Raw genomic sequence first — 26,636 nt, forward strand, 5'->3', positions numbered from 1 at the left:
AAGGCGGGTGACCCATCCGGTGGTGGTGTCGAAGAGCACAGGGTAGGCGTTGTGCGCGGCTTTGATCCCGAGCGCGATCGCGAGGTGGGTCTTACCCACTCCAGGTGGTCCGAGAAGGATCACGTTGTCGCTCTTGGCGATCCAGGTGCTGGTGGCCAGATGGGCGATAACATCGCGACGCAATCCTGGAAGGCGGTCGAAGTTGAAGTCCTCGAGTGTCTTGACCGCGGGGAAGCGAGCGCCACTGATCCGCAGCACGGTGCCGTTGGCTTCGCGTTCACTGACCTGGCGGTCAAGGATCGCTGCGAGGTACTCCTCGTGGGTCCAGTTGTCGGTGCGGGCCCGCTCGGCCAACTCGGCCCAGCAGCGGCGGATCGCTGGCATCTTCAACGCCCGCGCCGCGAACTCGATCTGCTTACCTGTGTGATTGTCGGACATGGTATTTCACCTTTCAGTGATAGTGGACGGGGTGGGTGGTTGAGCACCTGACGGGGTAGCAAAGTGCACCCCGAACAGGTCGTCGTAGTCTGGTAGCGCCCGGATCGGTACCTCGTGGCCGTCGGGGTGGGCGCGGATGCGGGCGGCGTTTCGGGCCCGGTTGGCGAGGTCTTGGCGGCGGTAGTCGCGGCGCAGTTCTTTGGCTGCCCGCACGTGCTGAGGGTCGGCGATGGTGACGTGGTTGGCCCAGCTGCGAGCGTGGTCGGCGACGGTGACCTCGCCGCACTGGATGCGCACCTGCTGCAGGTCGGCGGTGATGTCGACGAAGCGACCGATCACCGACGGGTGCACCGAATAGTCATTGCCGGCCACACGTACGTAGTAGTCGCGACCGAGTCGCACCCGGCTACTCAACCCGATATGAGGTGCGGTCGGGGGAAGCCCGGCCATCTGCTCGAGGTCCTCGGCGAGCGCATCACACGGGCGTCGATCACCGATCGCGCGCACCACTCGGGTGTTGGCATGATCGGCCAGCCACCGATCGAACTGGGCGGTGAAATCGTCCGGTGAGGCGAACTGGCGGCCCGGCAGGAACGAGGTCTCGAAGAATCGGTTGTTGCGTTCGACCATGCCCTTGTACTCGGGGTCTCGCGGTGGCGCCAGCTCCAGCCGAGTGCCCAAGGTGCCCACGAATCCTGCGGCCAGCGCGGTGGGTGTGCCCTTGGGGCCGATCGCGGCTTCGCGGTCCCACACCAGCTTGCGGGTCACCGCGCCCAGTTGCGACAGCAGCAGCCACATCCCCGTCAGGATGTCTCCGCCCTGGCGCGACGGGATCATCACCGCCGACCGGTATCGGGAGAACGCCAATGTCATCACCAATACCGGTAACATGGCGAATTGATTGTGGCCCACTGGGATTCGGTAGTCCGGGAACCACAGATCCCACTGCGAACAGCCGCCGGGCTCATAGATCACCCGATCGGCCGGATCTACCCCACGAAACTCCGGGCGAATCACCCGGACCCGGTCTTTGAGGACAGTCAACGATCTCGTCCACCCGATCCGCTCCGCGATCACCGTCGCCGGCATCGTCGGATACTCCCGCAACAACGCCCGGATCTGCGGTTCGAACGCATCGACCACCGAGCCCTTCGCCGGTCGCGAGTACTTCGGCGCGGTGTCTGAGGCCAACGCCGCCCGCACCGTGTTACGGGCCACCCCCAACCGGCGCGATCTCCTTGATCGGCACACCCTCACTGCGATGCAAACGGCGGATCTCCGCCCACTGCTCCACTGAAATCACCCTCCTAACAAGACGGGGGTCAAAATTCACCCGTCGTCAGGGGGTCAGTTTTCAGGCGCCGTCAACATACCCTTCGGGATCGATCCAACGACCGCGTCACCAGGTAGAGCGTTTTGAGTGCGGACTGCTCGTTCGGGAAGTGCCCTCGAGCGCGCACCGCACGCCGCTAGCGGGGCGTTGAGACTTTCGATAGCGTTGGTGGAGCACAACACTCGTCGAATTTCGACGTCGTTGTCAAGGAACGGGATGAACTCCTCCCACGCACTCTCCCACAGGGTCACGATCGCCGGGTACGGCGTGCCCCACTTCTCAGCGAATTCCTCCCATCGCAGCCGGGCCTCAGCGGCGGTCAGCGCGGTGTAGATCGGTCTGAGATCGGCGCTGATCTTGTCCCTATACTTGCGGGAGGCGTACTTGAAGGTGTTCCGGATCAAATGGATGATGCACGTCTGTACCGTGGCCAACGGAAACGCGGCGGACACACTGTCGGGCGACCCTTTCAAGCCGTCACAGACAAGGGAGAAGATGCCCCTGGCACCCCGGTTCTTGAGGTCGGTGAGCACCGCCCGCCGGAACGTGGCCGACTCGCTGCCGCCGTCGCCAGCCCACATGCCGAGGATGTCTTTGTGCCCATCGAGATCAACCCCGATCGCGGCGTAGATCGGCCGGCTACTCACTCACGCACCTCATCCGCGGTGGTGACATCGTGTTCTTGACCAGTCTCAACTGGCCCTGCCACCAGGGCATCCACGCCCTCGACTGTGTCGGTCATCGTCGTGATTCCTCCTGCCCCACGCCGGGGGCGATCAAACCACTTACACCGAATCAGCGACAGTCCCCCCTGCGGCGTCAGTCTGTACGCGTGAAGTTGGCGAAGAAGTCATCGATTGTTGATAGGTCGGCATACCGTCGAAAATGAGCGACGTCGACCTTGACGAAGACACCGCTAGAGGTGAAATACGTTCGATCATCGAACGATCCAACGGCCGCGATGTGCAGTAGGCGATCCGACTCGTGGTCAATCCAAGCAGAGAGGCGAATGGGAGTGTGCAGAGGGACCGGCTGACGGTATTCGACGGTCAGGGTGCGGGTCACCGCGGGGGTCCGCGCGATCCACAGGGTGAAACCCATGATGTCGTCGCAAGCGGCCGAGATCGCTCCGCCGTGCGCCAACCCGGGCGCGCCAAGGTGCCTCTCGTCGAAGGTGTGATCGGCGTACACCCGCTCGCCACTCCGGTAGACCTCAAGTTGAAGTCCGTGGGGGTTTTCGCTTCCGCAGCCCATGCACTGGGACGAGTGCGCCGGCAGTCTTGCTTCTGAGGTCATCTTCTGATCGTTGTCCTTACTAAGCCGCCACCTACTCAAACAGGGTGCGGGGGTCGATGAGGTGTGGGAGCAGGTCCCGACACGGTCTTTCTGTAAACACTATAGGTAATACTGCCAGTACCTGGTACCGTCCATAACGCGCACCAGCATTAAGCGGCGCATACCCCGTGTACGAGGGAAGGAGAGGTCCATCACCACTCGGACCGGCGCCAACCGTTTCCTGGACGGCGCCGCCACTTTCGGTAGCACCCTCGGCTTGGCTGGCCAGGCCCTGCGGTGGGTAGCGGTAGACATTGCTACGGGACGGTTTCCGTTTCGCGAAGCCGTATCGCAGACTTGGTTCGTTATTGTCGTGACGACTCTGCCCGCGATTCTGGTAGCTGTGCCATTCGGTGTCATCGTGTCGGTACAAGTGGGAAGCCTCACTCAGCAAGTTGGGGCCACGTCAATTGCTGGCGCCGCTGGGGGCCTCGGGATCATTCAACAGGGAGCGCCCATCGTTACCGCCCTTCTACTCGGGGGCGCGGCCGGATCAGCGATTGCCTCTGATTTGGGCGCTCGAACGATTCGCGAAGAAATTGCCGCCATGGAGACACTCGGACTCAACCCCACCAGGCGCGTCGTAGCACCTCGGTTCGTATCTGTGTTGATCACTGCGCCGATGCTCTGCATGCTGATCGTCTTCACCGGGCTGCTGGCGGGCTACGCCATCAGCGTCGATGTCCAAGGCATCACACCCGGCAGCTATGTTGCATCGTTCGCGTCGTTCGCATCGGTAACCGACATCGTTGTCGCTCTATGCAAATCGCTTGTGTTCGGACTTGTCGTGGTGACGATTGCTTGTCACCGCGGGCTGTCGACGAAGGGCGGCCCTAAAGGCGTCGCAACCTCGGTCAATGCCACCGTAGTGCTGGGTGTCGTCGCGTGCTTCGTGATCAATGTCTTTATCACGCAACTAACAACCATGTTCGTCCCCCAAACCATTGGATGAGAAACGCCTCGTGACCACCGTTCCCTCCCGGAGGTTCTCCGCCGCCACCCGGCCGGTCGGTGCCGTGATCGCGCCCGTTGCACAAGTACCTGAACGCTTGGGGCACGTCGCGACCTTTGTGATCGCCGCGGTCCTCGGCATCCGCCATGTCATCACCACATACCGGCGCCAAACCCTGCTCTACATACAAGAATTCGCCTGGGGTAGAGGTGCAGTCTTGGTCGGTGGTGGAACGGCCATCGTCCTCGCCATCCTCGGCATCGCCGTCGGCGCCTCAATCGGTATCCAGGGTTACGCCTCGCTGGACCTCGTAGGGATGGGTTCACTGACTGGATTCATCTCTTCCTACGCTAACACCCGAGAGCTTGCGCCAATGATCGCTGCGATCGGGTTCGCAGCACAAGCCGGCTGCCGGTTGACAGCTGAGATAGGCTCGATGCGCATTTCCGAGGAGATCGACGCTCTCGAGGCTATGGCGGTACGTCCCATTCCCTTCGTCGTCAGCACTCGCGTAGTGGCGTCGATCACGACCGTGATTCCTTTGTACATCATCGCGCTTATTCTCGGATTCGCGGCCGCTAAGCTCGTCGTCACACAGGTACACGGCCAATCCGGCGGCACTTATGATTTCTATTTCGACCAGTTCCTCAAACCTCAGGACCTTATCTTCTCGCTCATCAAAGTTCTTGTATTTGTCGTTTCCGTAGTGATTATCCATAGCTATCAGGGCTACTTCGCCACAGGCGGAGCTGAGGGGGTAGGCCGGGCGTCCGGCCGAGCGATCCGCACGAGCCTCATCGTCATCGTCGTGGAGGACATGATTCTGACACTTCTGATGTGGGGATTCGATTCCGGCGTACGGATTTCTGGGTAGGGGGGTTCAGTGGCTGTCTTTCATGATCCGTCCGGGCGCGAACCATCGCACGGGAACCTGGTCCTTCGGGGGGTCGCCCTCTTAATCCTCGGCGCGATAGCTGCCTACTTACTGATAAGTGACGCTAACGGTGACTTCAGCGATCACACGTCGTTGACCATCAACACCGACGCGATAGGCGACGGATTGAAGGGGGGATCGGAAGTGAAGTACCTTGGGTTCACCGTGGGCGAGGTCTCGAGCATCTCGGTTCGAGACCGTGGCGCGACGGTCAAAATCAACTTCACCGGTTCCGGCAACGACCTAGATCTCCGGCAGGGCATGACGGTGAATTACACTTCGGCAAACGCACTGGGACCGACGGCACTGGAAATCGTAGATCCTGGACACGGACCGCCCATCGGTTCCGGCGGGAGTGTCTACGTAAGCAGGTTGCAGTCTGAACAGACCTCGGTGTCAACACTTGTTCGCAAGATCTCCACGCTGGTCGAGGCACTGGACCAGCCCTCGTTCGAAGCGGTGGTGAGGTTCATCGTCGAGGATTCGCAGGCAATGTCTGATAGCGGAAAACTCGTATTCCAGATCGCGAAGCTCACGCGGGATGTCCAGAAACGGCCGGTCGGGGAGGACCTAGAAATTGCAGCCAATCTGTCCACCGGAGTCGCCGACTTCATGACGCCGTTCGTCCCTGGCGTCTTGAAGAACGTCGATATCGCTGACTTTTTCGCCACTCAACAGAACATCGATCGCACGAAAAGCAATCTCGGCGACACGGGAAAGGTTCTGTTCGGTGCACTCGGCGGACTGCTCGACAAGAATTACCCGGCCCTGAGTTCGCTGTTAGACGTCGGCCTTGATCTAGCGCGGCCCGTCGCCAGATCCGCCTCGGGGCTCGTTCGCACGGTGTACACGATCCCGCAGATCCTCGATGGCATCGACAAAGCCTTGCCGAAATTCGGCGACCGAGTCCAGCTCCAGCTAGCACTGGTGGTCCAGACCTCACCTGCTCTACAAAGCGCATTGAGAATGGGGGGGCCCACGGGATGACTCTGAGGTCTCTGACACCCACAATCATTAAGATCACCGCGTTCACCGCTGTCATCGGCGTCCTTACGTATGTCATCATCGCGATTCTGCAGCCGACCAACGAAGGATCCTCCAGTTCGCAGCATTCCGCGGTTTTTGCCGACGCTTCCGGACTCAAGCCCCGCGACGGGGTACGACTCGCTGGAGTGAAGGTGGGATATGTAACGGCTGTCGACCTGAAGGGATCAACAGCGATCGTCCGTTTCCAACTGGACGACGGCGTCTCGATTACCCCCGCGACGACTGCCGCCGTCCGTTACCAAAACCTGCTGGGGCAGCGGTATGTGGAGCTCATCAATGCCGGACAAGGCGCCGACCAGGAGTCGATCACACAGGTGGCACTCAACAAGACCGTCCCGTCGTTCGACGTATCGACACTATTCAACAGTTTCAAACCAGTATTCGATACATTGAATACGGCCGAGATCAATGAGCTTCAGTCGAACCTGCTACGGGTCGCCCAGGGGGACGGTCGAGGTATCGCACCAGTCATGAAGCAAGTCGCGAACATCACCGAGTACGGGAACCAGCGTTCAGAGATCATCACCAACATTGTGACGAGCCTGGGACAGGTGTCTGATCAGTTGATGGGGCGCTCCGCCGAACTGGTCGAGTTGATAGACAAATTGGGGTCAATCGTCGATGCGTTCAGCCGCGTGAGCGATCGCCTGAGGGCCTCGCTGCGGGAGGTCAACCGTTCGATGGCGAAGACTGTGCTCTCCGGTGAGCAGATCGAGTCGACCTACGACACCAGCTTCGCGGCCATTTATCAGAGATTGGTGCGGGAGCCAGGGGATACAGAAAGCTTACTGAACGGTGCCGTTCTCCTGAAGCCACTCCTGGACGCCCTGGAAACTACATCCAAAGCGACACCTTCGTCCTCGGCGGCAGGGTGCGCCCGAGGAGTGCTCGACCTACCGAGAACAGCGCAGATCGCCCTGATGGGTCAACGACTGGTGGTGTGCCAGTGACCCGCTTCTTCGATAAGCGTCCGCATCACCGCCCGCAGCGTCGGCGCGACCTCATCCTGGCGGGAGTCGTTACGATGGTCACGGTGGCCGGCCTCGTCGTGGCGGGTGCTGTGTACATCTCACCGCCCGGACAAACTAGCTACAGTGCCAAGTTAGTCAATACCGGCGGATTGGAAGCCGGCGACCAGGTACGTATCGCCGGGATCAGGAAAGGCAAGGTCGCGTCAGTCGACCTGACCGGAACGTTCATCACCGTGCGATTCCGGCTGGATGACTCGATTGCCGTTCGGTCGGACGCGACGGCGAACGTCCGTCTCATCACCCCTATTGGTGGACGTGTATTGGACCTCGACCCAGGTTCAGGCCCGTCGGCCCTCGACGGTGCAATCCCACTGGAGCAGACAAGCAGCACCTACGACATTTCCAGCACGCTTGAGACAACCACACCGGTGTTCCGTGACGTGCGTGGTGTTGATCTACGGCGCACAGCGGCGCTGCTACAGAATGCTTTCTCCGACGGAAACACCAATATCCCTGATGCCCTGCAAAACGCGAGCAGCCTGATGGACCTACTGCAACGTCAGTACGCACAACTCGACAAGACGATGACGTTGTCCGATGAGTACGTCGCCGCCCTCGCAAACCGCAAGCAGGTACTCGTGGACTTCCTCCGCCAGCTCAGCTTCCTTGCCCGCACCCTTGGACCAGACATCGCCAACGTCCAGAACGGATTCGATTATCTGCGCCGTCTTTTCAAGCTACTGACCCGACCGCTTGTCGCGTACCGCGACGGAATAGAACCATCGGTACAACAGTTCAAGACCCTTCTGAACAAGGTGTCGGCCCAGATGCCCGCCTACGCAAACGCGCTGACCCAGGTCGATCAGATCACCAGACGACTGAGCATTCTTCTCGACGCTCCAGAGGTCGGTCCAGCGAGTCCTGAACCGACTGTCCGCATCTGCATCCCGAGTGGTGATCAAAAATGCTGACAGAGCGGATGCGTCAGCATCTGATCCCGATCGCCACCATCGTCACACTCGCAGTAGTGATCGCGGCCGTAGGAATCAACTATGCGACAGCCGACGACGACACGCGGCCACTATGTGCGGAGTTTTCCGACGCATCAGGTCTGTACGAAGGCAACTCCGTCGCGATGCTCGGCAAGAAGGTGGGCAGGGTCGTAGGCATTCACGAGGAGGGCCAGAGGGGCGTGCGTGTCGACATGCGGATCGACAAGACCGTGCCGCTTCCCGCGGATGTGGGGGCCACCCTGGTGTCCACCTCGATTGTCACCGAAAGACAAATCGAGTTCACCCATCCCTATCGCGGCGGAGAGCATTACGAGTCGGCCAAGTGCATACCACTGAACAAAACCAGGACTCCACTGGGGATTAGTCAAACGCTCGACGCGATCAGCACTCTTTCCGATGAACTCGTCAAGGACGGCGGACGTGACACCGATGCGATTCTCCAGGCGCTCACGCTCGTCTCCAAGAACATGGAGGGAACCCAGGGCGATATCTCTGGCATTCTCAAGGACTCGGCCACGCTGATCAACGATCCGACCCGGCGTGATGGTCAGATACGCAGAATTGTAGCCAACCTCGCGACCTTAACCGGTGTTGCCACCGAGAACAGTGCTGAGGTGACCCAGCTGTTCGACAACTTCGTCGGCGCAATCGAGGTGATTGTTGCTTTCGGTCAAACATTCGGCGCCGCAACAGAGTACGCAGGTACCTTCGTCCCCATCCTGTCGCGATTGGCGTCCGACTTCGGTCCACCGATCTTCGCAATTGGTGATGCTGCGGTTCCACTCCTCGCGCAAGTAGGCAAGCAAGAGAACATCCTGGCGACCGTCGCCGCTCGAACGGCTGACCTCATCGTCAAGCATCCGGATGCGAAGTCGATCCTGCGGGCATTCGCCGTGTCTGTCCCACTGCAGACCCTAAGAACGGCGTGTGCCTCTCCCCCCGTCAACGGCGTCTGCAGGACGGGTAACGAAGTGGCGACGATCGCTAACTTGATCGGAGGGCAATCTCAATGATGACCTACGGCTACCTTCGCCGTGTCACGGCCGCGATCGTGACGCTGTTCGCAGCGACCATCGCCCTCGCCGCCTGCAGCATCAACGCCGACAACCCGCCGACCATCGGCGGATCATCCGCCCGAGACGGCTACGACATCGAGATCGAGTTCACGAGTGCTCTGAACTTGCCTGCCCGTGCCAAAGTCCTCTCTCGAGGGATTGACGTCGGTGCCGTCACCAGCGTCACGTACGACGGAGGCCACGCGCTGGTTGCCGCCCGAATTGATAAAGACGCCCAACTGCAGGAAGATTCGCGCGCGGAACTCCGCCAAGACACTCTCCTGGGCGAGATTTATGTGGCCATCCTTCCCCCCGCACAGCAGTCCACCCAAGCCTTGCTGCACGCGGGATCGGTAATACCTCTCTCACGCACCGAACCGGCTGCCAACGTCGAGGACGTGATGCGGGGGATGGCTAATGTACTGGGCGGGGGTGAACTCGATAAAATCCATACCGCGATATCGACACTGAACTCGACCTTTCCGAGTGACCCCGCCCAATTCGATACGCTTTACCGCACGACGTTGCGCACCGTGTCTGAGGTGTCCGCCAACACCGACAAACTCGACGTAGTCCTGCAGTCGGCCGATCGCACACTGAAAGTGATCCTGGCCGACCCGTCAGGTACTGACCGAATGTTGACCAAGGGGGGAGTGAACTTCTATGGTCTGGGCTATTCGCTAATTGACGTCGCGCTACTTATCGCCAACCTGCGCGACTTCGCAGTATCTGCCGGCCGTATCGTCGACCCTGAGTATTCCCGCATCAAGGAAACGGTAGGAGCGATCGCGCCGGTAATCGCGTCCATCGCGTACTCGGACATCTACTCCAAGGATGTTTCCGACAAGGCGACGCGTGTAATACGCGAGAAGCTCATCCCATTCGTCAGCTCGCCAGATATCAACGTTTCCGACGTGTCTATCGACGGCCAAGATCTAGCCCGACGTGATGCCGGGTCGTTCATTAACGTATTGCGAGCGATCGGAATGATGCCATGATCCGCAGCACCGTCGTATCCCTGGTTGCCCTTGTCGTCGTCTTCCTCGTCGGAGCAACATACCTGACCATCGACGTGGCACGAATAAACCCGTTCCGCTCCGACTACACGATCTCGGCCATACTCAAGAGCTCGGGCGGCCTGCTCGACACATCGCCGGTGATGCTAGAGGGGGTGCCGGCGGGCAAGGTGACATCTATTCGCGTCACAGATAATCAGCTCGCCGTCGACATGTCCATCGACTCCGGCTACAAGATCCCTCGCGGCAGTGTCATGACGATCCAGAACCTCTCGGTCGCGGGAGAGCAATACATCAACTTCATCCCACCGGATACCACCACCAGTGAGTACTTGCGTAGTGGGGACCTAGTGCCCGCCAGCGCCATCCACGTGTCCCAATCCGTTCCCCAGGTGCTCCCGAAAATGTCGGCAGTGGCCGACGCGCTCGATCCAGCATCGATTCAGACCATCAACGAAACGATCTCGGCTGCAGTCGACGGCCGGCAAAAGGACCTCGACACGATCGGAGACATGATGCACCGCCTCGTGGACTTCGTCGGTGACGACGGTGCGGTCCGTACCACCGCGGACAATGCCGAGTTCCTCCTGGGCCTCATGTCGAACGTGGGCGGTGTGCTCAGTACCGCGTCGGTCCGGACCCCGGATGCCGTCGACGGTTTGGCGAGAATCCAACGTGCGTTCATCGTTTTCACCTCTACGTCCTACGACAAATGGCCACCAATCCTGAAGCTAGTGGAAAAGCTCAGCGGTTACATCCAGATACTTCAGCCCGACATTGTCGCCATCACCCGCGCGGTCAAACCGGCGACGGCGAAAGTCGCAGACACATACGTCGACTTCGGATCGATCGGTGATCTCCTGGCGCGAACAGTCCCCGCGTCCCATCGGGGACAGGCGCAAATCCCGATCGCCGTCACACCATCACCCCGCTGACGCCCGATGTCTCCCCCCCCCTACCCCAGCATTTACAGAAGGCAGCAAATGACCGCACACGACAACGGATCAGAATCCGAGGACAGCGGCACCGAAAATGAGCTGACTACGGCTTCCGATAAGGCAGACCGCGGCGACGCCACTAGTGCCACAGAACCTGCGACGTCACAGGACGTTTCCGCCTCGGACGAGGCAAGCCCCCCGACGTCCGAGGCCGAGCAGCGCTGGGGATCAGCACGCCTCCAGGTGGTGGCCGTCGGTGCTCTCGTGGTAGTACTCGCGGTGCTGGCCGGGCTCTTTGCTTACCTCTACATTGACATGCGGCAAGCAAAGACGTCCCTGGAGGACGCCGCCACACAACGAGCGCAGGCAGCGCAGGCAGCATCGGACTACACCACAAAGTCGCTCACGTACAGCTACCAAAACACCGACGCATTCTTTACCGAAGTGAAAGAGAATGCCAGCGATGCGTTGGTCAAGCGATACGACGATGTCGAACCCACCCTGACCCAAATCATGAAACAGGCCAAGGTCCAAGCGGCGGGACGCGTACTGGCGACCAGCGTCACCGGCAGCGCCAGCGAGAACCGGGGGGAATACACGGTGCTGGTCTTCGCCACCCAGAAGACCCAGAATGTTCAGAACCCTCAGCCGAGCGAACTCCCCACACTGTTGAAAGTCGTCGTGCTGAAGACCGATAACGGCTGGCAGATCCAGGATTACGGACCTGCCGAATGATCCAGCGTCCGCCGCGAAAGGAGAGTTAGATGAAAAGCACCATGCAGGAGGTGCCGATGACAGTGTCATCGATACTGCGCCACGTCGCAACCAATCACACTGTTAGGCAGGTGATTACCTATTCCGTGAACGGCTCTGCCCGGTATGCGACCTACGGCGATCTTGAAGAGCGATGCGCACGTCTGGCGAATGCTCTGCGTCGGGTCGGCGTGGTCGGCGACGACCGCGTGGCAACGATGCTGTGGAACAACCAGGAGCACCTCGAAGCGTACGCTGCGGTACCCGCGATGGGCGCGGTGCTGCATACGCTGAACATCCGGTTGTCACCGGCTCAGCTGCAGTTCATCGCGAACCACGCCGAAGACAAGGTCATTATCGTGGACGGGTCGCTGGTTCCGTTGTTGGCGGCGGTCCTACCGGGCTTGGCGACGGTTCGGGTTGTGTTCGTTACCGGCGACGGCGACACCTCCCCGCTCGACGGGCACGGCGTGACCGTGATGCGATATCATGACGCGCTCGCAGCGGAATCCCCAGTGTTCTCTTGGGTCGATCCCGACGAGCGGTCGGCTGCGGGTATGTGTTATACGAGCGGCACTACAGGCGATCCCAAGGGGGTCGTCTACAGTCATCGCTCGGTGTTTCTGCACTCCATGGCAGCGTGTACCGGTAACGCTCTGGCGATCGCAGAAGCCGATCGTGTACTTCCCGTCGTGCCGATGTTTCATGCCAGCGCCTGGGGTCTGCCCTACGCGTCGCTGATGGCCGGCGCGGACTTGCTGATGCCTGATCGATACCTTCAAGCAGCGCCGCTCGCTGACATGATCCAACAACATCGCCCCACGAAGGCAGGAGCAGTACCGACAATCTGGAACGATCTTCTTCAGTACGGTATCGCGAATCCGGGTGTCGACTTGTCATCGATCGACCTTGTCGCCTGTGGTGGAGCTCCCGTCCCGCAGTCGTTGATCGAGGGGTTTGCGGACCGCTTCGGCGTACAGATTATTCAGGCGTGGGGTATGACTGAGACGTCCCCGCTTGCAGCGGTAGGTCGGCCTCCCGCCGGGATCAGCCCCGCAAAGGAAATATCTTACCGCAAGCGACAGGGACGGGCAATTTGCGGGGTGGAGATGCGCCTCATCGACGAGGGCGGCCTGCCTGTTCCCCGTGACGACAAGTCCGTCGGTGAACTCGAAGTGCGGGGTCCGTGGGTCACAGGCAGCTACTACCGACTCGAGGACACCGAGAGGTTTCGGGATGGCTGGTTGCGGACCGGCGACGTGGGACACATCAGTCCGGACGGGTATCTGACGCTGACCGACCGGTCCAAGGACGTCATCAAGTCCGGGGGCGAATGGATCTCGTCAGTGGAGCTCGAGAACTGGATCATGTCGCACCCGGATGTCGCCGAGGCCGCGGTTGTCGCGATGCCCGACCCCCGATGGCAGGAGACAGCTCTCGCTGTTGTGGTTCCGGCACCGGGTCGCGAAGTGTCGGCTGACACGCTCCACGAGTGGTGCCTAAGAAATTGCCCGGAGGAGATCCCGCACTGGTGGATCCCGAACAACTGGACGTTCATGGAGCAGATACCACGGACGAGCGTGGGCAAGTTCGACAAGAAGGTGTTGCGCGCGAAGCATGAGCAGGGCGAGCTGCCGGTTGTATCGAACTAGCGCCGCACGGGGTCGGCTTCGCGTCCGCACTGGCCGAGATAGGACACCGCCGAGGTAAGGCACAGATGTGCCCACCGAACGTCCTCAGCGTTCGGTGGGCACGTATTTATTGGAGCGATCCGTCTGCCCGATGGCCCCGGTGGGAAAGACAGAACCGTCACTGGGAATTGCGCGGCCATTCATCTCTCACTCATCGTTCGTTGGGCGCCGTTTTATCGAGCGTCGTAGAGTTTGCGAGGTGGACATCGCAGCCAGCGCTCCACATTCGCAGTCATCAGCACACAACATCGAAGGGGCCACCATCATGGCCGAGGCTATCGTGGGCGCAATCATTACCGACATCGTCGGCGAACTGGTCACCGGATCGATCGAGTCCGGATCAGACGAAGCTACCGCTTGAGCGCTTCACAGAAGAACACACCGCCCCGTGGCTTCTGCCGCGGGGCGGTCTCTTGGTGCGCGGGGGCTCGAGAGCTTGTCAAGATGTCTGTGTAAGAACGTGACTCCTGATTTTCTTGTGGTCTGTGGGGTCTAGCTGAGGTGGGGTTCGATCCGGTCGGGGTAGGCCAGTGCGAGTTGTCCGAGGGCCTGTTTCCAGTTGGTGACGACCTGTCCCTCGACCAGTCGTCCGAGGGCCTTACGGGGCTGTGACCGCCTGGTCCCGCGTTCTTTGAGGCGTTGAGCGGCTCGTTTGTCTTCGATGTCGCAGATGGCCAGCCACAAGAGTTTGCGGACCGCGATGTCGTTGGGGAAATGTCCGCGGTTCTTGATGACCTTGCGGAGCTGGTAGTTCAATGACTCGATCGAGTTGGTGGTGTAGATGACTTTGCGCAGCTCGGGCGGGAATGCCAGGAAGGGGATGAACCGATCCCAGGCTCGGTCGAAAGCCATTGCCGCACTCGGATATTTGGCGCCTAGTTCCGAGTCGCGGAAGGCTTCCCACTCGCGGCGGGCGGTCTCGGCGTCGGGGGCGGTGTAGATCGGTTTGATCGCCCGGGCCACGTCTTTGCGGTCTTTGTGGTTCACGAACCGCATCGAGTTGCGGATCAGATGCACCACACAGGTTTGCACGGTGGCCAGCGGCCAGGTCGCCTCGATTGCCTCGGGGAATCCGGTGAGCCCGTCACAGCACACGATCAGCACGTCCTTGACGCCGCGGTTGGCCAGATTCGCACACACCCCGGCCCAGAACTTGGCGCCTTCTTCGGCCTGTATCCAGATTCCCAGCACATGCTTGACGCCGGCCATGTCGACGCCAATAGCGATGTGGGCGTGCTTGTTTCGAACATGAGAACTGTCTTTGACGTTCACCACCAGGGCATCAAGGTAGATGACGGGATACAACGGCTCCAGCGGCCGGTTCTGCCATTCGTCGACCGCGTCGAGGACCTCGTCGCAGATCTTGGAGATCGTCTCGTGCGAGAGATCGGTGCCGATCGTGGCGGCCAAATGGTGTTGGATATCGCGCAACGTCATGCCGCCGGCGTACAGCGGGACCACGATCTTCCACTCCAGCCCGTACAAGACCGTCTCCGACGTCGAGTTCGCGGCCGCTGGTTGGGTCGACTGGTACAACAACAGCAGGCTGCACTCGAGTATCGGCCAGATCCCCCCGACCGAGTTCGAAACGCTCCACTACTCTGGCCTCGGCCCGAGGACCAGCCCACAATGGAGGCGGCACAAAACCTCGGGTCGTTCAGTCCCTGTGCGTGAGGCTCCGGCCCGCAACCCCCAACACATCGCCGTGGAGTCACCCATACCGTCTAGCGTTGTACGGACGCAATTCGTCTATCACGAGCGACCGTGCCGCGTCATGCCCTATGCCGATCCTTACCTGTTGACGGGATGGTCGGGAAGTTCAGGGACCGACGCTTGTCAGATCCCCATGGGTCCGTCCGCGTGTCTTTTGCGATGGTCCCAGGGCGCGCCGGAAGCGGTCGATGTCACCCGGCCACCAGCTTGCAGTGCCCAGCAGCACCGCTAGTGCCGGGACTACTAAGGTCCGCACCAGGAACGTGTCGAGCAGCAAACCGACACCGATGATGAACCCGATTTGCACCATCACATCGATGGAGCCGACCATCAGCCCGAACATGCTGGCTGCGAAGATCAACCCGGCCGAGGTGATCACCGAACCGGTGTAGGCGACGGTACGCATTACTCCGACCCGCACGCTCGCTCTCGTCTCCTCTCTCAGGCGTGAGACCAGCAGCATGTTGTAGTCAGCGCCCACCGCCACCAAGACGATGAACGACACCAGTGGAGCTGGCCAGGCGATCCCGGCACCGAGGATGTGTTGAAGTACGAGCACACCGATACCAAGAGCCGCCATATAGTTCAAGACGACGGTTGCAAGGAGATAGACCGGTGCAACGACGGCCCGCAACAACAGCATCAGGATCAGACCCACGATGAGAAGTGTGGCTATGCCAAGCAGTTTGAAATCGTACGACAACAACCGCTGGACGTCGGCATTGATCGCAGGAAAGCCCGCGACCGAAGCACGTCCGCCCTCCAGAGTGGTGTTCGGCATCGCGTTCTCGGCGACGCTAGACAGCTCGTTCGCCAGCGTCATTGCATCGGCAGAGTATGGGTCGTAGGAGGTCTGTACCGCATAGCGCACGGTTTTCCCGTCGGGCGAGATGAACTGTCGAGCGACCTGACTGAACTGCTGGTCCTTGAACGCATCCGCGGGGAGATAGAAGCCGGTTGCCGAATCAGAATCGCCGATCTCGCGGGCGGGAGCCCGAAGCTGTGCGGCGACCTGTGCTAGTCCACCGAGTAGCTGAACGTTGCTGTCCACCAAAGCCCCGACTCCGTTCGACAACTGACGTGCGCCGTCGGCGAGTGCGCCGACGCCGGACTCGAGTTGCGAGACCCTGTTCCCGAGGTCCTGTCCACCGATGGTCTGTAGTGCAGAATTCAGCGTTTGAAGAGAACGCTGCAGCTGTGCCATGTCGGTAGAGCCTGGCGCACTCACGCGGCCGAGTTGCGCGGCAAAGTTAGCCACCCTCGCGAGCGACTGATCATCCGCGAGTGCCCGGATGTCGGCCGTTTGCGCGCGCAGTGCCGAGCACTGCGCGATCTGCTGACACCACGGAGCTTCCAATGCGGACAACGCTGGCGCGACCGCGTCTGCCGCAGACTGGGCCCGACGTGCGAGTTGAGACAGCTCAGGCGCTCGCTGGGAGAACTGTCGAAGCGTTGGGGCGGCGCTCGCGAGTTGGTTCACCAACGGCCGGTACTCATCGAGTTGTGGGCCAAATGACGACACCTCGTCTAGCAACCCCGACAGCGGAGCGAGATTGGATGAGATCTGGTCTTCTAGCAGTGCCAGGCCTCCGGCGAGCTGCTCTGATCCGGTCTTCAGGACGGCCAGATCACCCTTGCGGGCCTGTACATCTCCGGTCTCCTCGGTGATCTTGGTACCGATCTGATCGTTCTGCCAAGACAATTGCGCCTGCTGCAGCTTCTCACCGGTTGGCCGCGTCACGCCAATGACCCTGGTCACGCCGGGAATCTGCGCGACGCGGGATGCCAACTGGTCGAGGTCGGCAAGGCCTTGAGCCGTGCGCATGTCGTTCTCGGACTCCACCACCAAGAATTCCGAGATAATGATGTCTTTCGGAAAGTGGCGGTTGAGCAGCGCGTAGCCTTCGTTGCTCCCTGTGTCAGTTGGCTGCCCCTCTCGATCGTCGTAGGTGATCTGGATTGTTGCGGCGACCAGGGCGAGGCCAATCAACGCGACTACACTGATCGCGAGCAGAGGGACCGGCCGCCGGATAACCATGACTCCGACTCTTCTCCAGTAATCCCGCGTCAGGTCACGGCGGGGAAGGCCGGCCCCTCTCTTGGCAGCGAAGGAGAGCACGGGGGGCAACAATGTCACCGTCGCCAAGAATGCGAATGCTATGGCGATTGCGCAGGCCGGCCCCAAAGTGTTGAACACACTGAGCTTGGCGAAGGCCATAGCCAGGAAGGCTAGGGCCACAGTGCCCGCCGATGCGAGAACCACGCGGCCGATAGTTGCATTCGCGTGGGCAATAGCGGCATCAGGAGAGTTGCCTGCTCGAATACCCTCATGATAGCGGCTGATGAGGAACACCGAATAGTCAACTCCGGCACCGAAGATGATGACGGTCATGAACATCGAGGTGAACTGGGATACCGGCATGCCCAGCTCGCCTAGTCCAGATAGAACTCCGCGACCCACGGCCAAACTCATGCCCACGACAAGCAGCGGCATCAGCGCGGTGAACACCGAACGGTAGACGACGAGGAGGATCACGGCGATCAGCAGCACGGTGGCGACAGTGATCAGGACCAGATCCGACTCGCCCACGGCGAGTTGGTCGCTAAAGGTCGCGGGTGGGCCTGTCACACGGACTCTCGTCTCAGTGTCGCGAAAGATTCTCTCCGCGGTGTCGCGTACCGCTGCGACCGCCTCCGCGGTATCGGGTCCCCCGAGTGTGCCGGTCACTCCCACGGGCAGATACCAGGCTTGCTTGTCTTTGCTGAGAGCCTGACTCGCAGTGAGGGGATCGCTCAGCAGGTCTCGGACGGCGATGACGTGCTTGTCGTCCGCCCGCAGGGTGTCGACAAGCACGTGGTATCGATCGCGGGTGTTGTCGGACAGGCCTGCACTGTTCTCCATCACAACGAATACGGTGGTCTTGGCGCCGCGCTCGTCGAAAGAGGCGCCCATACGGTCCAAGGTCTGAAAAGACGGGACTCCGGCCGGGATCGGATCCACAGATTGTTCCCGTACCACTGACTCCAGTTGAGGAAAGAGAAGGCCTAAGCCGATAGCGGCACCGAGCCAAACCAGCGTCACAATCCCTTTGCGGCGGAGGGTAAACCATGCAACCCGCTCAAGGGTCGGACTGTATTCGCCGAGTTTCTCGCCCCCTCTCGACGAGCGGGTTCGAATGGGAGACGAACTCACCATGTGCAATATCCTCTCGACCTGAAGTGGGCGACCCAATCGTTCGGATCCGTCTGGCGAACGTCCGTGCGGTGGATGATTGTCACTTGTGGTGGTGCTCGGCCATGTCTTCGACCTCCTCGAGAGTGGTGGGCAGGTGGTATGGGGGGGTGCTCTTACCTGAGATGCGGTATCGGCCCCAGAAGTCGGGATCCCCGACGACACACTCCGCCCGCCCCTCAGCGGTCGTAAATACAGCGATCGCGCGGGCGCCTTTCAGGAGCCCGTCGAGCTCATCATTCTTCTGAATCCGGCCATACCAGGTGTATAAGCCGTTCAGCGGCTGGAAATAACCTCTTATTTTCGCTTCGACATGGATCTCCGTCCCACGGCACACCAGGGTTCCTTCGCCGGAGTAGTCGAGGTCATGGTCGTCAGACATGCAGCCCTACCTTCTTCGCATTGAGCGTTGACAAATAACGCGGTTCGTGGATACTAGCAGTACCAGATACTGCGAGTAATGGGTACTGGGCGCCAGGCCCCGACTCCCAGCCTTGAACGACCGAGGAGAAGACATGACCGTGCAGGATGCCCATATCAAGCCCGACTTTTCACAGGAGGGCATGGCCCGGGTGAACGGGCGCAAGCCCGTCGACATGGAACGATCTGCAGGTCGTCTGTTGCGGTCTTCCGCGGAGAAGTTCTACGACGCGGAGATCGACATCGACTGGGAGTCGCCCTGGGAGGAAGGCAAGTACTTTCTGCCAGAGCACCGGGTGTCGCTATACGGCACCAAACTATGGAACAAGATGACCGAGGAGCAGCGTCGCGAGCTGGGACGCCACGAGATCGTGAGCATCCTCAGTTTCGGCATCTACGCAGAGAACCTCTTGAGTTCGGCGCTCCTGCGCATGTCGGCAAAGGGGGCCCTAACCGATCAGAAGTCCCTATACGCGCTAACAGAAATCGGCGATGAGTCCCGCCATTCCACTATGTTCGCGCGCCTCATTAACAAAACAGGCGTGCCCCCTTACAAGCTCCCTAAGGGCTTCTTGAGCTTCGCAAAGATCCTGCATTTCGTCCCGCTCGGACCGTCGGTGTCCGGAGCCACGCTGCTGATCGAGGAAATCCTGGACCGCGCCCAGCGCGAGGCGATGAACGACCCAAGTATGCAGCCTCAGCTTCGCCAGCTCATGAAGATCCATGTCCTCGAGGAAGCCCGTCACATTACCTTTGCGCGACTGGAGATGATCGAAGGCATGCAGCGTCGACGTAAGGCGACGCGCGCTTGGCACCGAGGGGTGCTTGCCGTCATCGCGAACCTGGCGTACCCGCTGCTCATTAATCCGAAAGTGTACCCCGCAGTGGGAATTAGCCGCTGGCGTGGCGTATGGGCACAACAAACCAGCCCAAACTATCGGACCAACCTGCAGTTCATGTCGGAGCCCATGATTCGGTTCTTCCATGAGGCGGGAATGCTGGAAGGCAAGTTCACAATGGCCATGTGGCGCGCGACGCGGAGCCTTCCCGACGATCTCCGCTGATCTCCGTTCACGCGGCCGAGCCGTCACGGTCGACATCAGTTAGACCTGTGCGGAGCATTCTCGATGGCTTCGCGATCACTTCCGCCTCAACAGATCACCCGCTGCCACTGTGCGCAGGTGATGTGTTGTGCCAACGAACCCACGAGGGAGAAAGCATAAACATGGCATCTTCAACTACCCGGCGCGCCTCGCGCGCCGCCGCCAAAACCGACTCAACCGACGACCCGATTTCGACCAAGATTCTGATCATCGGAAGCGGGTTCTCTGGTCTCGGGATGGCCGCACAGCTAAGACGTCGCGGGTACAGCGACTTTCTAATCCTGGAGAAGGCAAGCTCCGTCGGTGGAACCTGGCGCGACAATACCTATCCGGGCTGTGCATGTGACGTCCCGTCGCTGATGTACTCGTACTCATTCGAAAGTCGAGGTAGCTGGTCGAAGGTGTGGTCGTCACAACCAGAAATTGAGCGGTATCTACAAGACGTCGCGGACAAGCGCGGCGTGACACAAAAGATTCATTTCGGTCAGAAGTTGGTTTCCGGATACTGGAGCGAGTCAGAGTCGCGGTGGCACCTGCGTACTGAGTCCGGACGTGAGTACATTGCTCAGTTCGTAGTTTCAGGAGTCGGTGCGCTGCATATCCCCAATTTTCCCGAAATTTCGGGGATTGAGGACTTTAAAGGCGAAGCGTTTCACTCCGCACAGTGGGATCATTCGGTGGATCTGGAGGGCAAGCGTGTCGCCGTGATCGGCACTGGTGCCAGCGCTATCCAGTTTGTGCCGTTCGTACAGAAGGAGGCCATGTCCCTCAAGGTCTTCCAGCGAACCCCTGCCTGGGTCCTACCCCGCAAGAATTTCACCGTTCCGCCGGCCCTGCGGACTCTTCTGAGCAGACTCCCGATTGCACGTCGTATCGCCAGGTGGTCGGTGTACTGGGGTGCGGAGAGCCTAGCCTTCGGCCTCAACGGTCACTCCAACCTTATGCGGCCAATCGAACGGGTCGCTCGGTGGAACATTGAACGCTCCATCTCTGATCCGGCACTACGCAAGAAACTGACCCCGTCATATCGCATCGGCTGTAAGCGAATTCTGGGGTCAAACGACTATTACCCTGCACTTGCGGCGCCCAACACCACCGTCATCAGCGATCGGATTGAGAGGGTCACCGCTGATTCCATCATCACCTCAGACGGCGTCGAGCACCTCATCGACGTAATTATTTATGCGACCGGTTTTCACGTGACTGATGGTTTCGATCAGCTCGCCCTGAAAGGTGCCACTGGCGAGGATCTCCCGTCCCACTGGCATCAGACGGGGATTAACACGCACCTGGGCATCACGACCAAGGGTTTTCCCAACCTGTTTTTCCTCCTCGGACCCAACACGGGCCTCGGCCACAACTCAGTGGTGTTCATGATCGAGCAACAGATCAAATACATCATGAAGGCCATCGACACAGTAGAAAGCCGAGGCGCTGAGAAGGTTGACGTACGCCCGTCCGTGCAAGAACAGTTCAACACCGACATCCAGCGGAAGCTGGCCAAGGGAGTGTGGACCAACGGCGGCTGCACGAGTTGGTATCTCGACTCGCAGGGCGTCAACCGGACCGTGTGGCCGGGCTTCACATGGCAGTACTGGCGCGCCACAAAAGATTTCGACCCCGCTGAGTACGACATCGCCTGAGCCCGAACGCACGGAGAGACACGATTCGTAGAAATGGTGAGACGACAGTGAGCAATTCTGACCGGCATGATTACACAGGCAAGGTGGCAGTGATCACCGGTGCCGCGTCAGGGATCGGTCGGTCTCTGGCACTCCAGTTGGCGGAGCGAGGTGCCGCACTGGCACTGTCCGACATTGATGAGATGCACTTGAAGGAGACTGCAGAACTTTGCCGCACCACGTATGCGGCGACGGTAACCGCCGCCGTACTAGACGTTGCGGACCGCAGTGCGTTTCAGGACTATGCCGACGGAGTGCGGTCAGAGTCGGGCCACGTCGACATGGTGTTCAATAACGCCGGCGTGGCCTTGGGCGTCGACGTGGTCGACATGACCTGGGAAGACTTCGACTGGCTCATGGGCATCAACTTTGGCGGAGTCGTTAACGGGTCGAAGGCGTTTCTGCCTCACCTGATCGCGTCCGGGGACGGACATCTCATTAACACGTCGAGCGTCTTCGGCTTGATCGGAATCCCCAGCCAGAGCGCATACAATGCCGCGAAATTCGGCGTCAGAGGCTTCACCGAGGCGCTCCGACAGGAGATGAAAATCAGTCGATACCCGGTCACAGTGACATGTGTGCACCCGGGGGGTGTAAAAACCAACATCGTCAACAATGCCCGAGGCGTTTCCGCCATGGGGGCAGACACCGCGACTGTCGCCTCGCTGTTCGACAGGATCGCACGAAGCACCCCGGATAAAGCAGCGGCGACAATCCTCAAAGGTATGGACAAGAAGAAGGCACGAGTGTTGATCGGTGCGGACGCCCGCGGTTTCGACTTCGTGGCACGGGTGATCGGTCCCCGCTACCAGGACATCGCGGCGCCACTGACACGGGCGGGTTACGCGGTCGCACGTAGACAGGGGATCCTCAAGTGACCGTCGAACCCGATGCACGTCCGGCTGCCGCAGCCCGCTCACGCACCTTGCGCGTCTCAGAAGTGACCCAGGAAACGAAAGACTCCGTCACCATTTCGTTCGAGATCCCCGATGCCATGGTCGAGGAGTTCAAGCATGTCCCAGGGCAATTCATCACCGTGAAGATCCCATCTGATCGGACCGGTCATGTCGCACGATGCTACTCGTTGAGCAGCTCGCCTCACGTCGAGGACTTCCGTCTCGAGATCGGGATCAAGCGGACGGAGAACGGTTACGCATCGAACTGGCTGTGCGACAACGCGATGACGGGAATGGAGTTGACCGTCCTCCCGCCGTCGGGGCACTTCACGGCTAAGAATCTCGACGTCGATTTTCTATTCTTTGCAGGAGGAAGTGGGATCACTCCGGTCTTGTCGCTGATTAAGTCGGCGCTTGTGTGCGGCGGGGGCGAAGTCACACTGTTCTACGCGAATCGCGATGCCGAGTCGATCATGTACGAGGGCCAACTGGCGCAGATCGCCTCCGAGTTCCCCGAGCGTTTCACGGTCTTCCACTGGTTGGAGTCGGCTATGGGGATTCCGGCACCTGAGGATGTCGAATCCGCCATACGTGAGCACCGCGGTGCACAGATCTACACCTGTGGTCCGGCGCCGTTCATGGATCTGGTTCAGAAGTCGGCGGAGGCCTGCGGTGTTGAGCACGCCTCGGTACATCGAGAAGTCTTTCAGTCACTGACCGGAGATCCATTCGAGACAGCCACGATGCGTCAGCTCAGTGACGACGATGGTGTGGCGACCGCCACGGTCTATCTGAATGGGCAGTCCATCACGACTGAGTGGCCGCGCAACACTCCGTTGCTCGACGTGCTATTGGCCCAAGGTCACAATGCCCCGTACTCCTGCCGAGAAGGGGCCTGCAGCGCGTGCGTATGCAAGCTGGTTGAGGGTGATGTAGAAATGGCACAAAACCACATCCTCGTTGAAGATGACATTGCCGACGGTGAACGGCTTGCGTGTCAGGCACTTCCGCTGACGGATGCAGTCACGGTGAGCTTTGATGACCTCTGAGATAGCGAGCGAGTCGCGAGGATCGCGGCACCTCGAGGTCCTCTCCTCCGACGGAACCAGGTTGTTCGCCCAGGAATTCGGCTCGGGCCGGGATGCTCCACTTCTAGTCTTTAGTCACGGCTGGGCCTGTCAGGGGCGTTTCTGGCGGCCACAGATCGAACAGTTCGCGGCGACGCATAGGGTAGTGGTCTACGACCAACGCGGACACGGGTGGAGCGACCGGGGCCGGGTACCGTTCTCGGCGAGACTTCTGGCCGATGACTTGGAGTCCGTAGTTCGGGCGGTAGCCACTCCCACCGACAAGGCTGTCGTGGTCGGACACAGCATGGGAGGTATGTCCATCATGAGCTGGGCAGCTGAGTACCCAGCCTCGGTGTCGGAGCTGGCCCGCGGAGTAGTACTGGCAAGCACCGGGCCATCACAGTTGGTGGATCGGTCAACGTTACTCAAAGTTCCCCGCCAGCTACGACCGAGACTTGAACGGGCCTTCGCGGCTAGTCTTGCGGTCGCGGGACCCGAGATGCAGGACACGCGTTTGTCTCGCCGCCTGATTCGTTACGGAACCCTGGGCCCGGGCGCGACTGTCGAGGTAATCGATGAGTGCGCCGACATCGTGTTGCGATGCCCACCACAGGTGCGGGGGATGTGGGGTGCGGTTTTGGCGACAATCGACGTCAGCAGGGGTGTTGACTCGCTGACAGTGCCGGCGGCGGTCATCGTGGGCGATGCCGACAGACTGACCCCGGCGGCCCATTCGGTGGATCTCGCAGCGCGACTGGGTCGGCAGGGCGTTCTATTTGAATTCACTCTTCTCGACAAGGTCGGTCACATGTCCAACCTAGAGGCCGTTGAAGACTTCAATTCAGCTGTGGCCAGGTTAGACAGATCCGCTTGAAGCTCGTTTCGACCCATGTCTCTGCCGACTGCATGCGTGCGCCACGTGCTTATTGGGGCGACGGTCAACCATCCTGGTAGCGTGGTGGGTCATGTCTGTAGTCCGTCGAATCTCCGCAGCCCCGGTGAAAGTGCAACGTCGTGTGCGCGATGCACGAAGCACGCGTTGGGACGACCACCGCGCTATCGTGAAGGCTGAACTCGTCGACGCGGCAATACGCGCGATCGAGAAGTTTGGCGACGCTGTGAGCATGGACGACTTCGCGGAAGAGGCAGGGGCGTCGAAGCCGAAGCTTTATCGCCATTTCGGTGACCGAGCTGGGCTCTATTCCGCTGTGGCAGCACGTTTGGGTTCGATGATGTGGGAGTCCGCACAGTCAACTCTGCTCTCCGGACAGCAGGACTCCGTCGACGAGCTCTTCCGGTCAGCGATCTCCGCATACGTGTCATTGGTCGACGAGCATCCGGCGGTCGTCCGCTTCCTCATGACGAACCACATGTTTCAGTATTCTGAGTCCGGCGAGGGAGGGGCCGCGGATCAGCTGAGATCGGCAATGGATATTATTTCCGACGAGTTCGCCCGTAGCCTCCAATCGGTCGGTGCCGACGAGTCCCTCGTCGCCGTCGTAGTGGCCTCCATCTTGGGGGCGGGCCTATCAGCTACCCAATGGTGGATCGATCACGGTCGGCTCAATGGAATGAGCAAGGACCTGTTCTCCGCGCACCTTTATCAGACGTCGTGGGGGATCATTGACGGCGCTGCGGCCACAGTGGGCGTTCGCTTCCGCAGAGACAGACCCTTCGGCGACCCCGCGTTCGCCACTCGCCTCGGACTAGACTGATCCCGCTCGCGAGAGACGGTGCCGCCCCAGTCTCCGCCCTCAGTATTTGATCACAACTGTGTTCCTTATCGCGAGGAGCACTTGTCCAAGTGTCGGATGGGCGGGTCGAACGACTCGTCGTCTACCACCTGATCTAGTGTCATCACGTCGCCCCCGGTGATGAAGCCGGCGAGCCAGTCAGGCCCCAGGTCTGGCGCGACCAGTAGGACCGAATCAACTCGTAGGAACTGATGCCCACGATCTCGTGGTTCACCCCGTCGGACTCCGGTAGCGACCCACCTCAGTCGATCCAGATGCGAAAGGGCCGGGCTAGGGCCAGCCACTCACCGATGCGGTGCTGGCAGTTCTTCTAAACGGCGGACCTTAGGGATCTGGCGGCGGAGTCCAGTGAGGTGGCAAGGCTCGACTCAGTGTCAGTTAGAACCGCCGCGGCCTCGATGACGTGGTCGAGCCGGGTAGCAGCGGTCGAGCCCTTGTGTACGGCCGCCTGAGCGACTGATGTCCATGCTGCAGCCGCTCGGTGAGCATCTCTGGCAAGGTCGCTGGTTGCAGCATCGCCGGTCAGTCGGGCGATCTCGTCGCAGCCACACGCGAGTAGTCGTCGGAACAGGCCACCACCCGTACCTGCCTTCTCGATGAATGCACCAAGACTGAATAGGTGGACTTCGAGCACGTCGGAGGGCAGCTCATGCCAGAGCACCACGTCAGAGGATAGTGCTAGGGCTGCGTCTATTCCGTGTGTCCCCGAGTGTTCGACAGGGCCGGCGATCGTGGATCCTGCGGGCGCGCGCATGCATGCCGCAGATTGCGCGAACGCCTCCGCAGCCACGACGGCGATTGACGGTAGCGCCTCGGGCCAGTCAATGCGGAAGAGCGTATGTCGGGTCGGCTCGGGGAAGGTCATCGAGCGTCGGGCTCGCGCCAGCGCGTCGAAGGGAACCTGTTGAATTTCGACGCGATCGTTGTCTGCGACGTAAGCGATTTCTGCGTCGCTGTCGTAGCCCACTATGACGATATCGTGGCGACTCATGCGCAACTGAACGCGCAGGTAGGGCAATTCAGCAATTTCGGCCCACACGAGCGCGGGCCGGCCGCGGTCGAGTTCGTCGCGGACGAGATCCCACCCTAGCTGGGGATCGTCGGTGGACCGGACCTCCACCGTAGCGCCGAGACGGCGGGGGAGGTCCATCTCGAAGTCAGGACCACGTCCTACCAGATACAACGGCGGCACGAGGGCGTCGGTGCGAACATACGTGAGCGAGAGTGCTCCGCCCAGAGCGAACACCAGACCCTCGTTCGGTGGCCCGTCGAAGCCTAGTCCCGACCACT

General features: G+C 60.5%; 22 protein-coding genes and 4 pseudogenes. 18 read left to right on the forward strand and 8 right to left on the reverse strand.

Annotated features, from left to right (window positions below; all coding sequences use genetic code 11):
• The 4 genes and pseudogenes from GOPIP_RS10465 to GOPIP_RS10480 all read right to left on the reverse strand — a co-directional run.
• The coding region (locus tag GOPIP_RS10465) for an ATP-binding protein (protein WP_006369622.1) at positions 1-438 on the reverse strand (438 nt) is incomplete at its 3' end.
• A 6-nt stretch (positions 439-444) separates the two neighbouring features.
• Positions 445-1,741, reverse strand: a pseudogene (istA, locus tag GOPIP_RS10470) (IS21 family transposase).
• An 82-nt stretch (positions 1,742-1,823) separates the two neighbouring features.
• A pseudogene (locus GOPIP_RS10475) lies at positions 1,824-2,418 on the reverse strand (IS256 family transposase); the annotation flags it as partial.
• 172 nt (positions 2,419-2,590) lie between these two features.
• Positions 2,591-3,067 (reverse strand): PaaI family thioesterase, encoded by a 477-nt coding sequence (locus tag GOPIP_RS10480; RefSeq protein ID WP_005194983.1) that lies wholly within the window; start codon positions 3,065-3,067, stop codon positions 2,591-2,593.
• 256 nt (positions 3,068-3,323) lie between these two features.
• Here GOPIP_RS10480 and GOPIP_RS10485 point away from each other — a divergent pair, with 256 nt between their 5' ends.
• The 11 genes from GOPIP_RS10485 to GOPIP_RS29070 all read left to right on the forward strand — a co-directional run bounded on the left by GOPIP_RS10485 (position 3,324) and on the right by GOPIP_RS29070 (position 13,837).
• Entirely contained in the window at positions 3,324-4,058 is a 735-nt protein-coding gene (locus tag GOPIP_RS10485; protein WP_005194985.1) for an MlaE family ABC transporter permease, read from the forward strand.
• A gap of 10 nt (positions 4,059-4,068) precedes the next feature.
• A complete protein-coding gene (locus GOPIP_RS10490; RefSeq protein ID WP_006369623.1) occupies positions 4,069-4,932 on the forward strand; it encodes an ABC transporter permease in 864 nt (287 codons plus the stop codon).
• A gap of 9 nt (positions 4,933-4,941) precedes the next feature.
• Positions 4,942-5,979: an MlaD family protein gene (locus tag GOPIP_RS10495; protein ID WP_005195121.1), complete on the forward strand. Its 1,038-nt coding sequence runs from the start codon at positions 4,942-4,944 to the stop codon at positions 5,977-5,979.
• Entirely contained in the window at positions 5,976-6,989 is a 1,014-nt protein-coding gene (locus GOPIP_RS10500; RefSeq protein ID WP_006369624.1) for an MlaD family protein, read from the forward strand. Before GOPIP_RS10495 ends, GOPIP_RS10500 begins: the two co-directional genes overlap by 4 nt.
• Positions 6,986-7,981, forward strand: coding sequence for an MlaD family protein (locus GOPIP_RS10505; protein WP_006369625.1), 996 nt, complete (start codon positions 6,986-6,988; stop codon positions 7,979-7,981). Before GOPIP_RS10500 ends, GOPIP_RS10505 begins: the two co-directional genes overlap by 4 nt.
• Positions 7,975-9,036: an MlaD family protein gene (locus GOPIP_RS10510; protein WP_005195124.1), complete on the forward strand. Its 1,062-nt coding sequence runs from the start codon at positions 7,975-7,977 to the stop codon at positions 9,034-9,036. The genes GOPIP_RS10505 and GOPIP_RS10510 overlap by 7 nt, the downstream gene beginning before the upstream one ends.
• Complete coding sequence (locus GOPIP_RS10515; protein ID WP_005195125.1) at positions 9,033-10,076, forward strand: MlaD family protein; 1,044 nt, start codon at positions 9,033-9,035, stop codon at positions 10,074-10,076. The genes GOPIP_RS10510 and GOPIP_RS10515 overlap by 4 nt, the downstream gene beginning before the upstream one ends.
• Positions 10,073-11,029, forward strand: a complete 957-nt coding sequence (locus GOPIP_RS10520; protein ID WP_006369626.1) for an MlaD family protein — start codon at positions 10,073-10,075, stop codon at positions 11,027-11,029. The genes GOPIP_RS10515 and GOPIP_RS10520 overlap by 4 nt, the downstream gene beginning before the upstream one ends.
• Positions 11,030-11,077: 48 nt before the next feature.
• The gene (locus GOPIP_RS10525; RefSeq protein WP_005195127.1) at positions 11,078-11,767 is read left to right on the forward strand and encodes a hypothetical protein; all 690 of its coding nucleotides are present in this window, start codon (positions 11,078-11,080) and stop codon (positions 11,765-11,767) included.
• A gap of 29 nt (positions 11,768-11,796) precedes the next feature.
• Positions 11,797-13,437: a long-chain fatty acid--CoA ligase gene (locus GOPIP_RS10530; RefSeq protein WP_005195128.1), complete on the forward strand. Its 1,641-nt coding sequence runs from the start codon at positions 11,797-11,799 to the stop codon at positions 13,435-13,437.
• Between the two features lie 238 nt (positions 13,438-13,675).
• Positions 13,676-13,837 (forward strand): hypothetical protein, encoded by a 162-nt coding sequence (locus tag GOPIP_RS29070; protein ID WP_005195129.1) that lies wholly within the window; start codon positions 13,676-13,678, stop codon positions 13,835-13,837.
• A gap of 131 nt (positions 13,838-13,968) precedes the next feature.
• Here the strand turns inward: GOPIP_RS29070 and GOPIP_RS10535 are convergent.
• Positions 13,969-14,940 (reverse strand): annotated as a pseudogene (locus tag GOPIP_RS10535) (IS256 family transposase); the annotation flags it as partial.
• On the opposite strand from GOPIP_RS10535, the pseudogene GOPIP_RS29435 reads away from it, so the two are divergent.
• Positions 14,933-15,103, forward strand: a pseudogene (locus tag GOPIP_RS29435) (integrase core domain-containing protein); the annotation flags it as partial. The pseudogenes GOPIP_RS10535 and GOPIP_RS29435 overlap by 8 nt on opposite strands.
• 192 nt (positions 15,104-15,295) lie before the next feature.
• On the opposite strand, the gene GOPIP_RS10540 reads toward GOPIP_RS29435, so the two are convergent.
• Entirely contained in the window at positions 15,296-18,385 is a 3,090-nt protein-coding gene (locus tag GOPIP_RS10540) for an MMPL/RND family transporter (RefSeq protein ID WP_026919817.1), read from the reverse strand.
• Positions 18,386-18,464: 79 nt separating this feature from the next.
• The gene (locus GOPIP_RS10545) at positions 18,465-18,803 is read right to left on the reverse strand and encodes a DUF4873 domain-containing protein (protein ID WP_005195185.1); all 339 of its coding nucleotides are present in this window, start codon (positions 18,801-18,803) and stop codon (positions 18,465-18,467) included.
• Between the two features lie 133 nt (positions 18,804-18,936).
• Between GOPIP_RS10545 and GOPIP_RS10550 the strand changes: the two genes are divergently transcribed.
• The 6 genes from GOPIP_RS10550 to GOPIP_RS10575 all read left to right on the forward strand — a co-directional run bounded on the left by GOPIP_RS10550 (position 18,937) and on the right by GOPIP_RS10575 (position 25,307).
• Positions 18,937-19,905 carry an AurF N-oxygenase family protein gene (locus GOPIP_RS10550; protein WP_005195186.1) on the forward strand — a complete coding sequence of 323 codons (969 nt, stop codon included), beginning with the start codon at positions 18,937-18,939 and terminating at the stop codon, positions 19,903-19,905.
• Positions 19,906-20,066: 161 nt separating this feature from the next.
• Complete coding sequence (locus tag GOPIP_RS10555) at positions 20,067-21,587, forward strand: flavin-containing monooxygenase (protein ID WP_005195187.1); 1,521 nt, start codon at positions 20,067-20,069, stop codon at positions 21,585-21,587.
• Between the two features lie 47 nt (positions 21,588-21,634).
• Complete coding sequence (locus GOPIP_RS10560; RefSeq protein ID WP_006369629.1) at positions 21,635-22,504, forward strand: SDR family NAD(P)-dependent oxidoreductase; 870 nt, start codon at positions 21,635-21,637, stop codon at positions 22,502-22,504.
• Positions 22,501-23,571, forward strand: a complete 1,071-nt coding sequence (locus GOPIP_RS10565) for a ferredoxin--NADP reductase (RefSeq protein ID WP_005195189.1) — start codon at positions 22,501-22,503, stop codon at positions 23,569-23,571. The genes GOPIP_RS10560 and GOPIP_RS10565 overlap by 4 nt, the downstream gene beginning before the upstream one ends.
• Positions 23,561-24,466 carry an alpha/beta fold hydrolase gene (locus GOPIP_RS10570; protein WP_006369630.1) on the forward strand — a complete coding sequence of 302 codons (906 nt, stop codon included), beginning with the start codon at positions 23,561-23,563 and terminating at the stop codon, positions 24,464-24,466. The genes GOPIP_RS10565 and GOPIP_RS10570 overlap by 11 nt, the downstream gene beginning before the upstream one ends.
• A 91-nt stretch (positions 24,467-24,557) precedes the next feature.
• Positions 24,558-25,307 (forward strand): TetR/AcrR family transcriptional regulator, encoded by a 750-nt coding sequence (locus GOPIP_RS10575; protein WP_026919816.1) that lies wholly within the window; start codon positions 24,558-24,560, stop codon positions 25,305-25,307.
• Positions 25,308-25,656: 349 nt separating this feature from the next.
• Here GOPIP_RS10575 and GOPIP_RS10580 read toward each other — a convergent pair.
• The coding region (locus GOPIP_RS10580) for a BtrH N-terminal domain-containing protein (RefSeq protein WP_005195194.1) at positions 25,657-26,636 on the reverse strand (980 nt) is incomplete at its 5' end.

Source organism: Gordonia polyisoprenivorans NBRC 16320 = JCM 10675 (genome assembly GCF_000241325.1).
In the GTDB taxonomy this organism is placed as follows: Bacteria; Actinomycetota; Actinomycetes; order Mycobacteriales; family Mycobacteriaceae; genus Gordonia; species Gordonia polyisoprenivorans.